Consider the following 13,072-nt stretch of genomic DNA (forward strand, 5'->3'; position numbering starts at 1 on the left):
CTAAAGAAGGGGAAAAATGCCAAAGAACTGGCACGAACTGTAATACACTTACTATCTCCTTTCAAAGACCATATCAAGTCTATTACAACTGACAATGGTACAGAATTCGCTTGTCATGAAATGATAGCCAAAAGCCTTGGTGTTACCATATATTTTGCTGACCCATACGCTTCATGGCAGAAAGGCGCTATAGAAAATGCTAACGGACTAATTAGGCAATACGTGCCAAAAAAAGAAACCTTTGAGCATATCAGCCAGCAACAAATAACTAAGTATTCAAAGAAAATTAACATGAGGCCAAGAAAGAAATTAGATTTTAAAACACCACAGGACTGCTTTTACGAACTAATTAAGTAAATTTGCACTTGCTTGTTGAATTCACGTGTAGGGAATTTATTGGAAATGGCAAAATAATAATGAAATAAAGTAAAGAAAACACAAAGAAAGGGTATGCTAATATCCTGCTTAAGTATATGATTACGATATCTCTGCTCGAAAAACCTAATCCTACAGAAACTTGGCTTGTTGTTTTGCCAAAGGAATACCGATCACATGTAAGCTTATTTGCTTTCACACTTGCTTTCTTCTTTGTCCATCCTTTCCCAGAATCTTTTATAAACCTCACGGTTGTTGCCGAAAGGATAAAAGCCGAGAATACGCCAGTTAGGAGGATAAGTGTGACGGCTGTTGCAATTTGGACAGGGCATTGGAATTGACATAGCAGTTGCTCCATACTCAATATTTAATGCACGGAAAGTGTTGTTGCAGTTGTCGCATCTGAAATTCATATAACCTCTGATCATAAGTGTGATAATGAAGGGGTGAATATTCTGAGTTTTGATTCTCTTTGGTACTCGTTAGCCTAAAGGATAAGAATAGTCTTACCAAGCTTTGGTAATATTCTTCCTGATAGGTTGAGAATTGTGTTTATAAATAAAACTGTTTGGCAAGCCTTTCTCATATAGGTTTGTTACTGACCTATTACTCCGTATAACATAATGATTGTAATGAATCTTTTTCTTTTATCTTTGTGTTAATGTTCAACGCGTGTGGTGTTATGATTTAGTACCACATGCTATTGAAGACGAAACACATTATTATATATAGTATGGATGTGAGCAACCTATCGTCAAGAAGGGGATTATAACCCAAAACTAAATATGCTATATTTGATAAGGATATTTACTCATCGACTCTTTTATTAACGAAGGTCAGAGTGGGACACACTTATCTTGTAGCTTTGAAGATATGTGTCAGTTGGCTGATAGCTTTTTCATCATATTCTATGCTCCCACCCATACGCAGTAGCCCCATCACTTCATTGTTAATAACAAGTTGATGGCCAACGTAGGCTGTGCCGAAGCATGTATCATGGTGGCCTATAGCTATAGTGTGAACTTGCTCTAAAGGGATGATACCCTTGGAACTTAAGGCGACTAATCCACTGAGAAAGGAATCTTTAGTGCACTTATAATATAATGTTTTGTCAGTAATCATCAGCCCTGTCCAGCCATATCCGCCAAATGAACCCACGATAGAGTCATTGACAATGAGTATCGGTTGCTCTCCTTGACAGTTAATACCATAGCGGTTGCAATGTTTCTCGATAAGTTCAGCTGTGATGTTGTCACCAGTAAAAACATTCTTACTTATGGGAAGTGCATGCCTCTCGTAATCTTTAATTGCTTTGATGAGTTTTTCTGTTGTCATGTCTCTGTATATTTTGAAATTTTTATTCTGAGTATGAATCGGTATTATCGTATGTATCGTTGAAGTCTTGGTTCATATCCTCTTCTAACTGTCGAGCAGCAGAAGCACCACCGTCAGGGTCTTCTCCGTCAGTAGGGTAGACGTCATAGCTATCAGATAATTTGTCTTGAAATATCATATTCTTAAAACCAGTCATATCATTAGGCTCTATGGAGAAAATCCGCCACCCATCTTCTTGTAGGATTAGCGTTGCGGTGAAGATTCCCTTTTTGTTCTTAAGTACAACCATTGCTACATCTTGATAGTTGGTTAGTGTAGCAGCTTTTACGGACTCGAAACCCATGTCTGACCTATCATAACCACTACCGCCATTCGCCATATTGAGAAGTGCTGCCATGGACTCTAATTGTTTTGCCAGTTTCCCAGTACAGAACTTTGATGCAGCTTCAGAAAGTCCTTCTGTTTTTAATGTTTCGTAATATTTCTCAACAGTAGTAGCTGCCTCACCTTCAGGTGTAGCATAGAATGCTTCGATACTATCTTGCCGTATCTCTTCAGGAGTCTTAGGAGAACAACTGGTAGTTGTGAGTAAGGTAGTGCTGCAGAGCAACGTAATGCCAGTAATTAAGATAAATGTTGTTTTGTTCATAATTTATTAGGTCTTTGTTTTTGTCTGCAAAATAAATGTATCTTCGTGAGAGGTACAAAGGATTTTATTTGTATTTTATTAGGAGAATGACATTAGTGCTGTGATTAGTAATATATGAAGAAAAGAAGGGGCGTTTTACCTCTTGATGTGCTGAAATATCGATGTTTTTTCTTCTCTTAGAGCGGTAATTAGTTTCTCATATCACTAAATATCTTCTGGGAAAGGACAGTGGTTTTTACTTTTGTTGCCTAACAGAAGTATTTTGAGGTTGGTGCTTCTGATTTCTATGCCGATGTCATCCTTTACACCCAACGACATCCATACAATGTTATCGAACTTAAAGTCACATCATTCAAAGCCGAATATATAGGGTAGAACAATTTAGGTTCTTCCGTTAAATGCGTAGATCGTTAATAGAATGAGATTAATATACATACATGGTAAGCTTACCGCCAATAAGATTGTTTTATAAGGGGGGTAAACTATATGATAGATGTAATTAGGTGTGATGCCAATCTGTCATCTATAATCTGCTTATTCCCTTATTAAATCATGTTTGTAAACTATTTTTGTACAGCTCAAATCCAACACATGCTCTTTTGGCTTCTAAAAGACGCCCTTTTGGCTTGCAAAAGATACTCTTTAAGACCCTTACTAACGCCCTTTTGAACACCAATTAGGCATCTTTTACTTTACACTTGGTAACTAATTGATACTCTGTTGATTGCAAACTCGCTTCATGTGTGTATTTTTGCCGTTAGTTATAGGTGTTTTCCTTGAAATTATGTAATGATTTTTCAAACCTTGTCTGCAGATTTTCGAAGTCTTAAAATATAAAGATTTTCAATGAAAGAGGATGAAAATAGGATAGATAGTTGACTGTCTCAGCTATATTTTTGTTTAATGAGTAACTTTGGCTCTTACGTTAAAGCACTACGAAAAGCGTCCACACATTTAACGGAAGAACCACAATTTATGGCTTATATGACAAAAAGAGATGTAAAACCTCTTGTGATTCTTTTAATTCATGAAGAAGGAGGGTGTGTTCATAATTGACACACCCTCTTTCAATAATCTAACGAAAAACGACTTTGAGGCAGATTAGTGCAAGTTTATGGGCGTTTTTGCCCACTTGCTTCTTCACAGTATTTATTGATGCCTCTTTATTCTACAGGTCTCCCTATTAGTAGTTAGGACCTTCACCAAAGTTTGGTGCCCCCTTGTCGTACCACACCCTTTCCGAGTTAAGCAGTTCAGGTCTTTGTCCATCGGTAAAGGTGAAGCCTTGTTGTGTCATTGCCGTCTCGATAATAGTACGCATCTTATCAGCTGGGTCGGGTTGAGCGATATAGAATCGGCGAGGCAACTCGGTGTTGGGTTTCATTGTAACCCAAGGAATGAGCGAACTACCAACTTTAGGAACACCAGAGCGGCGCACTGTTACAAACTGCTCAAGAGGTTGATAGAAGAAGTGTAGATACAATTGGATGTAAACCTTCTCCAAGTCGCTTGGAACATTACCTGTTAGTTGGTAGTCAGAATTAGCCATCATCGTGGCAATAGCTGCATCGCCGTAGGTAACAGGCTCGTCTAACTTGTCGTTACAATGTGCCTTATCATAATAAGGTATTTTGTTCAGTATCGCTAAGCGGTTATAAGCTTTTGCTGAAGCCTCAACGCCAAGTTTAAAGTATTCGGCTGCAGTATGTGGCAAGTTAGCACCCAGTAATTTAAACTCAGCCAGATAGAGGTTCATTTCAGCTGTGGAAAGGGTCATCTCGTAAAGTGGGTTATCTTCAGTGTCTTGTACCACCTTGCCTTTTGGAGCTGTTGGGAAAGTGAAGTCAACGCGGCCACGCACTAATTCCTCGTTAAAGTACGATAGCGGTGAGTAGGTTTTTGTTTTTTCTCCGTCAGTTACCTTCCATCTGGTTGTTACAAAATAATTGTTGACGCCAGTGTATTCTGTCTTTTCAGATATAGCCATACCGATAGGTAATCCCTGATAGCGCACCCATGGTTCCCCATCACCTTTCCAACTGTCGAAATGTTTCTTGCCAGAAGCATCTGTGGTATAGTTCACCTGGTCTAAAATATATTTAGGAATAGCACAGTTGTTATCCCCTCTTGCTTGTGCATCAAAGAATGCTTGTACTACCTCAGAGTTGAAATCGTTTTTGGTAAACATCACCAGCATACGTGGATCTTTGTTACGCTTCATGAAGTCGATAACGTTTTTACTACTAACACCTAAGTTCACACTATTATCACTTCCATAGGTGTTGTTACCGCCATCTCCACCCGTACCTTTGTTATATACATAGTCGTCTGTAATAGATTGCATCACGTTTGCATCGTCAGCACCCACTTCCTCGGCTATTTTTAAGGCCTTAGCTTTGTTTTGGTGAAGAAGTCTTACCGCAATTTTAAGTTTTATGCCGTTTACAAATTTCACCCATTTCTTAGTATCTCCCCCGTAGGCTAAGTCATTGTCTCCTAAACTTATCTGCGTTGTCGTTGACTTCAGCTTATCCAGGTCGGTGTTCAGCTCGGTCAGCCATTGGTCGAATAGACTCTCTTGCGATTCGTAGTTAGGAGTTAATGTGCCCCCATACTTGGCTTGTGCAGCTTCAGAGTAAGGCCTTGAGCCAAAGAGGTCGGTATCGAACAGTCCCATGTAAACTGTTAGAGCGTTTGCCATGGCCGAAAGGTGCGAGTATTGAGCAGCCTTGTTGGCTGGCATCTTATCGATAGTAGCTTTAATATCGTTCTCATATCGTTTAACATAAATGAGCTGAGAACCCACACCGCCCAGTTCGGCCAACTTGTTATACAAGTCGTTAAAACTACTTGACGGTGAATATGCTTGAACTATTTTTGACGTGTAAGCCCCATCATAATACCACAGCAGGTAATCGAAGGGTTGGTATTGCACCTGTTCCTGAGTAAACAAGAACACAGGATTTCCTTCGGCGATAGTCGATGGGTCAGTATTTATTTTTGCGTATTCGCTTTCGCTACATCCTGTTGTCAGTACCATGCTTGCGGCACATATACCAAAGGCGAGCGACTTGAATTTTATAATATTCTGTTTCATAATGGAAAACATTTAGAATGTAGCGTTTAATGTGAAGAGATAGCTTGCTGTGTAAGGCATAAATGATCGCATACGGAACTGCGCAGCTCCTGTTCCACGTACCGATTCAGGATTCTCGTGATTTGGCGCAGTGTTCAGTAGGTATGCCAAGTTACGTCCGGTGAAACTAAGGGATAAGTTCTTTGCACCGATATAGCTGCTAATTTTGGTCGGAACGTTGTATGAGAGAGTTATTTCTCGCAGAGCGATGTAGTTGATTTTCTTAAACCAGTCATCATTAATAACGCCTGTTCCCCAACTATTCTTAAAGTATGCAGCACTTTGCAGGTGTGCTGGTTCTACATAACCTTTTTCATAAGCCTCCTGATAGGTCATTCCACTAACGTCTTGGTTAGTCCCTCCTGGTGTTGTAACAATAGTTCCAGCATCGAAAACAACATCTGGAATGAAGCCATCAGTAAATACCTTATCTTGCGCATTAGCGTATTTGCTGGTCCAAGTCATTCCTTTACGGTATTTCTCGGTCTCTCCAGAGAATCCGTATGCAGTTGCATAACGTGAGTTATACGAAGCAACGTATCCTCCAAAGCGTGCGTCGAAGAGCACATAGAGACTAAGGTCTTTCCATCTCAGGGTAGAGTTTAGTGATCCAAGGAAGTTAGGCAACATCGATCCAACTTCTTTCACAGTACCTCCGCGCTTATAATACACTGTTCGGAATTTATTTGTGTAGCCCACAACTGGTTTGCCAGTCTTTTCGTCGGTCTTAATCCAAGAGTCAGACATTAGCATACCATAGTCGGAACCTACTTTGGCAACAGATGCTATGCGGTAGTTACCATAGTTTGCTGCACCATCCAGATTAATGTAAGAGGTTACATCAGGACTAAGTTCCACAATCTTATTGCGGTTGCGAGTGTAAGTGAAATTTAGGTCCCATTGCCATTGTTTTTTCTTTATAGGAGTAGTATTGAGTGCTATTTCTATACCTGAGTTTTGTATGTTACCTGCGTTGATTAGCTTTTCTTTTACGCCCGATTCCCAAGGTACATTGATAGTCATAATTTGGTTTCGAGTGTTCTCCTTATAATAGGTGAGGTCTACCCCAATCCTACTGTCAAGGAAACGCCAGTCAAGTCCCACTTCCCAAGCATTCTTACGTTCAGGTTTTAAGTTGGTACTCTTCATATTCTCAGGGATAGTCATTCCATAAATCTTCTTGTCGCCACGTTGATATGTTGCCACAGAATAGCCAGAATTAATATAATAAGGTGACGTGTCGTTTCCCACCTGCGCCCATGAACCGCGTACTTTTGCAAAGCTAACCCATTTAGGAAGTTTGTCTTTAAGGGTTTCAGTGATAATCCATGAGCCAGAAACTGAAGGATAGAAATAAGAGAAATTACCTGTTCCGTAGCTGTAAACCAAAGCTGACGACCAGTCGTTACGTCCCGTTATGTCCAGGAATAGTTGATTCTTCCAGCTTGTTCCAATCATAAAGATGGTAGAAACGATACGTTTGGTGTTGAACTTATATGCATTAAAGCTGGCTTGTTGCTTTGAATTCTTGATAAAGAATTGGTTGGGCACAATAAGTCCACCGTTCGTACTCTCACTATTATACTGTGCATATTGGTTAAAATATTCCTCGCGTAAGAACCCATGTACTTCCCAGTCTTTATTAATTTGATAGTTTAGGTTAGCTGCAAGGTACAAGTTCTCTTGTGTAGTGTGCGTGTGAGAGAGAGCATAAGAACCACCTTCGTTGGCATAACCACTACCAGGGGCTTTTAGCTCGCCATCGATGGCATAATAGTTGAGCGAACCACCAGTTGAAAGCTGTAGCCAAGGCAGTGCTTGAATATTGATGTTAAGCACAGGGCGGAACATTGTTTCTGTTTGTTTGTAATCGTTTTCAAAGATACTCCACCACAGCTCCTTTCCAGGTACAGCACGATAGAGATCGCCATATCTTTCGCTGGCAAGTCCACCATGTTCCCCTTTGTAAAGGTTACGATAACGATTAACATCGTATTCGCGTGGGAACGTACTATTAGCAAAGTATTCTCCAATGTTTAATGGTGCATTACGGGGCTGTGACTGTGTAAAGTTCATGCTGAAATCTACTGTCACGATGTTCCCAATCTTTTGTGAAGCTTTTCCTAAGAACGACAGACGGTTAAAGGTGTTGCGTGGTGTAGTACCCTTATTGTATTTATAAGATGCTGAAGCGTAGAATTGTGTACGATCATTACCACCTTGCAATGATACATTCGTATTGGTATTAAAGCCTGTGTCGTAAGCATCTTTATAGTTGTTTGGGAACATCTTCGCCGTTCCCATTGTTCCATCGTACTGTTCAAACTGTTTACCCTCAGCCCATGAGATATCAGGTCCCCAAGCATAGTTCCCATATTGTTCGATGAGCGAGTATTCACCTTTAGAGTTACGAGCGAACGATGTCATGTTATCGCTCCAAAGGTTGCCCGTGGCAGTGTATTCGTCTCCGTAATCTACAGCACCAGGGAAAGCTCCAATCATATAGGTGTTTTGTAGATCTGGAGAACGATAGACTGTTTCTAATCCTATAGTTTGCGAAACCTTTACAGTAACACCTTTGCCTGCTTTCCCACTTTTAGTGGTAATTACGACAGCACCATTCAAACCACGTGAACCATACAATGCTGTTGCTGCAGCACCCTTTAGTACGCTCACACTCTCAAAGTCGTCGGGGTTAAGGTTCTTTAGTTGGTTACCGTAGTCGTTGATATTGCTATTCCAGTCAGCGTCCCCTGATTGGCTTGTAGCATTATCTAATATCACACCGTCTACTACAAAGATAGGTTGGTTGTTGGCATTAAGAGTAGATGCACCTCTTATTTGAATTTTAGTAGAACCAAACATTCCACCGTCTGACTGGCTGATTTCTACACCAGCCACCTTACCTTGCAATGCTGTGACAGGAGAAACCGTGTTGGCTCGTTCCAGTTCATCGCTTTTCAGCTCGGTGACAGCATAACCCAATGCTTTTGTTTGTCGTTTAATTCCCAATGCCGTAACCACCACATCATTAAGCGCAGTGGCTTCTTCTTCAAGGGCAACGTTTATCTGTTGTCGACCATTAATATCTACATTTTTAGGCTTCATTCCCAAGTATGAGAATACTAATGTGCCTTTTGTGGGGCATTGTAGGGTGTATTGCCCGTCGATATTAGTCACAGTACCCATATTTGTACCTTTCACCGTTACCGAAGCACCGATTACAGGCTCGCCCGTTGGGTCTTTCACAATGCCACTAACCGTGACATTTTGCGCATAAAGCTCAGTAGCGAACATCCATATCAGTGCCATCATACAGATTCGCCATAAGGCTTGCGCTTTGTTCTGCTTGTTGTTCATTTTGCTTATAGTTAAAGATTAATATGTAAAATTTATTGTTTAGGTTTTATATATGTCTCTATTTTACTTTCATTCGGTATCAGCTCTTTGTGTTACGTTTTGTTGTTTTGACTATTAGCTATGTGTAGCAGCTATTACCGCAATGAATTTATCGCTCTTGTAACTCTTATTGAGAGAAACTTTTATTTGTTTAGTTATAGGTTCTTATTAATAACTTCTGATATCTTTGAGTAAACAGATTGATACTCTAAAGATGGTTTTTAAGTATTGTAGATATTGTAATTTCGATTGTAGGTTAGTGTTAGTATGTTTTACGACACATAAAGTGTTGCTTAACGGTTATTTGTATAGTTTTTATTATGTGAGCAAATATAAATAAAATAAATATATTAAGCAATAAAAATGGCGATTAATTTTTGTAAATATGTAAAGGCGAGAAAATGAGGTGCTCGCAAGTAGATAAGTAGACAAGAGAGTGGGTAGGAAAGAGTTGTCCTTTGGTTAAGATGACTAAGATGATTATTTGTTACGAAGTAGAGATGATGGGCTAATCAGCTACTTACAATCAGTTGTTCCTTACAATTCCCTCATCTTCTACCATGCTACAATAGACTTTGTTACCTAAAACTTTCGGTTTATCAGTTGTTTTAGGTGATATTGTATAGTACATGTTTCTTCATTCGTTAATGTTAAAAGCTAAGTATTTGTTGAGGACTTACATTTGACGTTTATTATGTGATATGTAATAAATAATGATAGTTAATGTTGCAATATATTGCGGCTTACGTTTATTTTACTTATATTTGCAATCTAAAGTGTGATTTATGTTGTGGTTTAATAGCACTGCCACGATGTTCTTTACGTTTTAGTAGACAGAATTATGGTTAATTTCTATGTTCTGTTGTTTTATAAACCTTTCTTATAAAGTGCTTAGACATTACAGCTTATGAAGAAATTTTTACTGATGTTTTCTTTGTTTGTGTCTTTAGTGACGTTCGCACAAACAAATGGTGAAATGAGGATTGCAACATCTACGCCCGTAGGGCAGGACTTTGTGTTCCGTGTTACTCGAACCAATGATGCCAGCAAAGTGTTTGTTGACTGGGGAGATGGTAATAAACAAGAGGCTACGTTAGATGGTTGGAGTAATAATAAGAAGGTGACAGGGAAGCTACTAAAGGACACAATCGTTGTCTATGGTGACTTTTCGGCCGTTGAGGTGTCTGAAGCAAAGGCAACATATCTTGCTATTAAGGATCAACCTAACTTAAAACAGATAGAAGCTAAGAAGAACGAATTGACCTACGAGGGTATTGATTTGTCTGGTGCGCCAAACCTTGTTACACTTGACCTTAGTTATAATAAGATTACACGTTTAGACCTGCGTGCCTTTAAGAAAATGACTAATTTTACAGCCAATCATAATGAATTGTTGGCTACTGTCTTATTTCCTAATGGCAGTACAGAGCTAACAAATATTGATTTATCAGATGGAGATATTACACACTTTTATCCTGTTAGTCTTCCTAACCTCCGTTATCTTAATCTTGCGAACGGTAGTTTGTTAGAATTAGAACTGGGTAATAATTATCCAGAGTTACGTGATGTTGATATCACAGGGAATGTTGGAGTAACATCTATTGATGTTACGCAACAAGCGAAACTTGAGAAGCTCCTTATAAAAGGAACAAAGATTACTGAGCTAAACCTTATTAATAACCCAGAGCTTATTATGCTTGATGCGTCTAATACCGACATTGCAAAGCTTGACTTAAGTGGTAACAAGAATGTAACAACGCTTGAACTCAGTGATTCAAAGTTGTCTCGTTTAAATGTGTCTAACCTTGCAAATCTTTATACAATTAATATTGATAATACGAAGATACAACGTATTGATTTATCCCACCAACGCTTTTTACGTAGTGTGAGCGTGCGGAATACTGGAGTACAATTCCTTGATATGCATGGTGCTATCGGTACTAACCGACTTAATCACCTTGATATGCGTGACTGTAAGAATACTACTCCTCAGTCACTTAACTTCACGTTCAAAGCAATGCCGTCACATACAGGTACTTCTTACCGTACAAATGTTTTCCTATCAGGGTCTAACTACGAACATGCTAATACTGGGATTTTAGATGATGATGCCGACAATTCCTATAAATTGGATGTTCATGGTGATGCTACTGCTTCTATGGATTCTGTCACTATAACGATGCAAGCGGCCGAAAATGGAGGTAGTTATACACTAAGTCAAATTCCTGATGATGGGTATTTTGCAACTTACGAGCCTATTAAAGGGAAAGTTCTGCCTGGTTTCCCAATTAAGATAGATGTTACAGCACCTACTGGTGCAAAGTTTGTTGGCGTTGAGGTGAATGGAAAATTGATTGCTGATAGTGTCTTTGTCGTTTCAGAAGCAGCAGTTATAAAGCCTGTTTTTAGTGTTTCTGGTGATGATGATTATATCAAACTAACAGTTCCTAAAGGTGTAGACCAACAGTATTTCCTTTCAGTAAGTGGTGAGGAAAAAGATGTTTCAATTGACTGGGGAGATGGCGAACTTGTAAAAGTGAAGGTTAAATCGACTCCAACAACGGTAGAGGGACAAACGTCTGGTGCGACTGTAACGATATATGGTGCTGTTACAGGAGCTGATTTCTCAAGTTATCCCGGTGTGGGTGTTGATAATAAGATAACTGCTGTCGACCTAAGTCATAATGTTCATTTGCGTTCTCTTTCTACGTATATGAATTCAATTACGTCCATAGATGTTTCTAAACTAACTGATCTTGAGTCTCTTGATTGTTCTTATTCAGACCTTAGTTCCTTAGATGTTAGCAAGAACAGCAAACTTATCAATTTACGTGCTTATGGTAATCAAGTTGATAATATAGATGTTACTGGTGCTGTCGATTTAGCTTATCTTGATGTAAAGAATAATTGGCTGGAAAGCTTAGATTTAAGTCATAACAAGAAGCTTGTTTATTTGAATATAAGTAGCAATGAGATAGAGACAGTTGACGTAAGGGATATGACGGAACTTGTAGAACTTTATGTTTCAAATAATAAGATTACTGCTCTTGATGTTAGCAAGAACCCTGCATTGAGGACATTGCAGCTCTCTAATAATTCAGTCACTACTTTAGACGTGAAGAGTAACCCTCAACTTGTTACCCTCACTGTTGATGGCAATAGATTAGAAGGTCTTGATCTTACGGGACATGAGCGGTTGACCTATCTGAACGTAGGTGGTAATAGATGGGATGCATGTACTCTAAATGATCTTTATTATAGTCTTTCACGTTATCCAACGCTTCAGAGTGGAAAGACGCCACGAGGTAACACGCTTTTCGTTCGTGGTGAAAAAGACGGAGAGTATAATGATGCTGAGCACGCGGAGTCGTTTATAGCTAAGTTGAAGGGTTGGACGATCGATTATGAGGGCGATGGAACTGGTTGTAACATGGCATATATCACCATACAGAAGCCTGACTATGGAACATTAAAGGTGTTTACAGCGGATGGTGTTGAGGTTCTGACGGGTACAAAGGTGGCTAAGAATACAGATCTTGTCATTAAAGCAATACCTGCGTCTGGATATAAACTTGAAACATTAATACTGAACGATGAAGATGTTGATTCGCCTAATTTTAAGGTTACTTCTTCTGTGACTATTGGAGGAATCTTTACAGTTTCGGATCGGATTGACACTCCTTCTAATGATACTCTCAAAGTATCTGGGGGCAAGAATTATCTAAGTTTTATGACAACGTCACCTATACACCTGGGTATCTATACATTAAATGGCAAATTGATGTATTCTGGTATGGTGAGAGAGAGCAAGACGGTTAGTCTACCATCAGGTGTCTATATCATTAAAACGAAGGGCTATTCAAAAGTTGTAGCAGTTGAATAGAATGAATCAAACTTGTCCGCATGAGAAAGCGGAAAGGTTGGATTTATCAGTCCCGAAGGTTTTTATAGACTTTCGGGATTGTTCTTTCTTATTATATAGGACGTTGTGAGTAGGGTAGTGCTATAGTTTTGCATAATACAGATAGTTACGGTTAGTGTCGTGTCGTTCATATTTCTTTAGAGTATTTGACTCAGTCTGCAAAATAAATGTATCTTCGTGAGAGGTGCAAAGGATTTAATTTGTATTTTTGCAGGAGAGTGGCTTTAGTGCTGCGATTAGTAATATATGAAGAAAG

General features: G+C 39.2%; 7 protein-coding genes and 1 pseudogene. 3 read left to right on the top strand and 5 right to left on the bottom strand.

Going from position 1 to position 13,072, the window contains the following annotated elements; translation table 11 throughout:
- On the top strand, window positions 1-357 hold a 357-nt coding region (locus tag HMPREF0666_RS10960), incomplete at its 5' end, for an IS30 family transposase (protein ID WP_009012414.1).
- A 203-nt stretch (window positions 358-560) separates the two neighbouring features.
- Here HMPREF0666_RS10960 and HMPREF0666_RS17410 read toward each other — a convergent pair.
- From HMPREF0666_RS17410 to HMPREF0666_RS10975, 3 genes are all read right to left on the bottom strand, one after another.
- Window positions 561-788, bottom strand: coding sequence for a hypothetical protein (locus HMPREF0666_RS17410; RefSeq protein WP_157600271.1), 228 nt, complete (start codon window positions 786-788; stop codon window positions 561-563).
- 439 nt (window positions 789-1,227) lie between these two features.
- Window positions 1,228-1,710 (bottom strand): hypothetical protein, encoded by a 483-nt coding sequence (locus HMPREF0666_RS10970; RefSeq protein ID WP_009012416.1) that lies wholly within the window; start codon window positions 1,708-1,710, stop codon window positions 1,228-1,230.
- A 22-nt stretch (window positions 1,711-1,732) separates the two neighbouring features.
- Complete coding sequence (locus HMPREF0666_RS10975) at window positions 1,733-2,359, bottom strand: hypothetical protein (RefSeq protein ID WP_009012417.1); 627 nt, start codon at window positions 2,357-2,359, stop codon at window positions 1,733-1,735.
- Window positions 2,360-2,547: 188 nt separating this feature from the next.
- Here HMPREF0666_RS10975 and HMPREF0666_RS16735 point away from each other — a divergent pair.
- Window positions 2,548-2,731, top strand: a pseudogene (locus HMPREF0666_RS16735) (PDDEXK nuclease domain-containing protein); the annotation flags it as partial.
- A gap of 811 nt (window positions 2,732-3,542) precedes the next feature.
- On the opposite strand, the gene HMPREF0666_RS10980 reads toward HMPREF0666_RS16735, so the two are convergent.
- Together HMPREF0666_RS10980 and HMPREF0666_RS10985 are read right to left on the bottom strand one after the other, a co-directional pair.
- On the bottom strand, window positions 3,543-5,456 hold the full coding sequence (locus tag HMPREF0666_RS10980; protein WP_009012418.1) for a SusD/RagB family nutrient-binding outer membrane lipoprotein: 1,914 nt from the start codon (window positions 5,454-5,456) through the stop codon (window positions 3,543-3,545).
- Window positions 5,457-5,468: 12 nt separating this feature from the next.
- Window positions 5,469-8,855: a SusC/RagA family TonB-linked outer membrane protein gene (locus HMPREF0666_RS10985; RefSeq protein WP_009012419.1), complete on the bottom strand. Its 3,387-nt coding sequence runs from the start codon at window positions 8,853-8,855 to the stop codon at window positions 5,469-5,471.
- A gap of 946 nt (window positions 8,856-9,801) precedes the next feature.
- Here HMPREF0666_RS10985 and HMPREF0666_RS10990 point away from each other — a divergent pair.
- Complete coding sequence (locus tag HMPREF0666_RS10990; RefSeq protein ID WP_232214099.1) at window positions 9,802-12,777, top strand: leucine-rich repeat domain-containing protein; 2,976 nt, start codon at window positions 9,802-9,804, stop codon at window positions 12,775-12,777.
- The last annotated feature ends 295 nt before the right edge of the window (window positions 12,778-13,072 follow it).

Origin of the sequence: Prevotella sp. C561, from assembly GCF_000224595.1 — a bacterium.
Classification (GTDB): Bacteria; Bacteroidota; Bacteroidia; order Bacteroidales; family Bacteroidaceae; genus Prevotella; species Prevotella jejuni.

What these genes read in the sequence shown, in the direction of transcription:
- HMPREF0666_RS10985 (WP_009012419.1), bottom strand. Translation starts at nt 8,855, where the DNA reads ATGAACAACAAGCAGAACAAAGCGCAAGCCTTATGGCGAATCTGTATG.
- HMPREF0666_RS10975 (WP_009012417.1), bottom strand. Translation starts at nt 2,359, where the DNA reads ATGAACAAAACAACATTTATCTTAATTACTGGCATTACGTTGCTCTGC.
- HMPREF0666_RS10990 (WP_232214099.1), top strand. Translation starts at nt 9,802, where the DNA reads ATGAAGAAATTTTTACTGATGTTTTCTTTGTTTGTGTCTTTAGTGACG.
- HMPREF0666_RS10970 (WP_009012416.1), bottom strand. Translation starts at nt 1,710, where the DNA reads ATGACAACAGAAAAACTCATCAAAGCAATTAAAGATTACGAGAGGCAT.
- HMPREF0666_RS17410 (WP_157600271.1), bottom strand. Translation starts at nt 788, where the DNA reads ATGAATTTCAGATGCGACAACTGCAACAACACTTTCCGTGCATTAAAT.
- HMPREF0666_RS10980 (WP_009012418.1), bottom strand. Translation starts at nt 5,456, where the DNA reads ATGAAACAGAATATTATAAAATTCAAGTCGCTCGCCTTTGGTATATGT.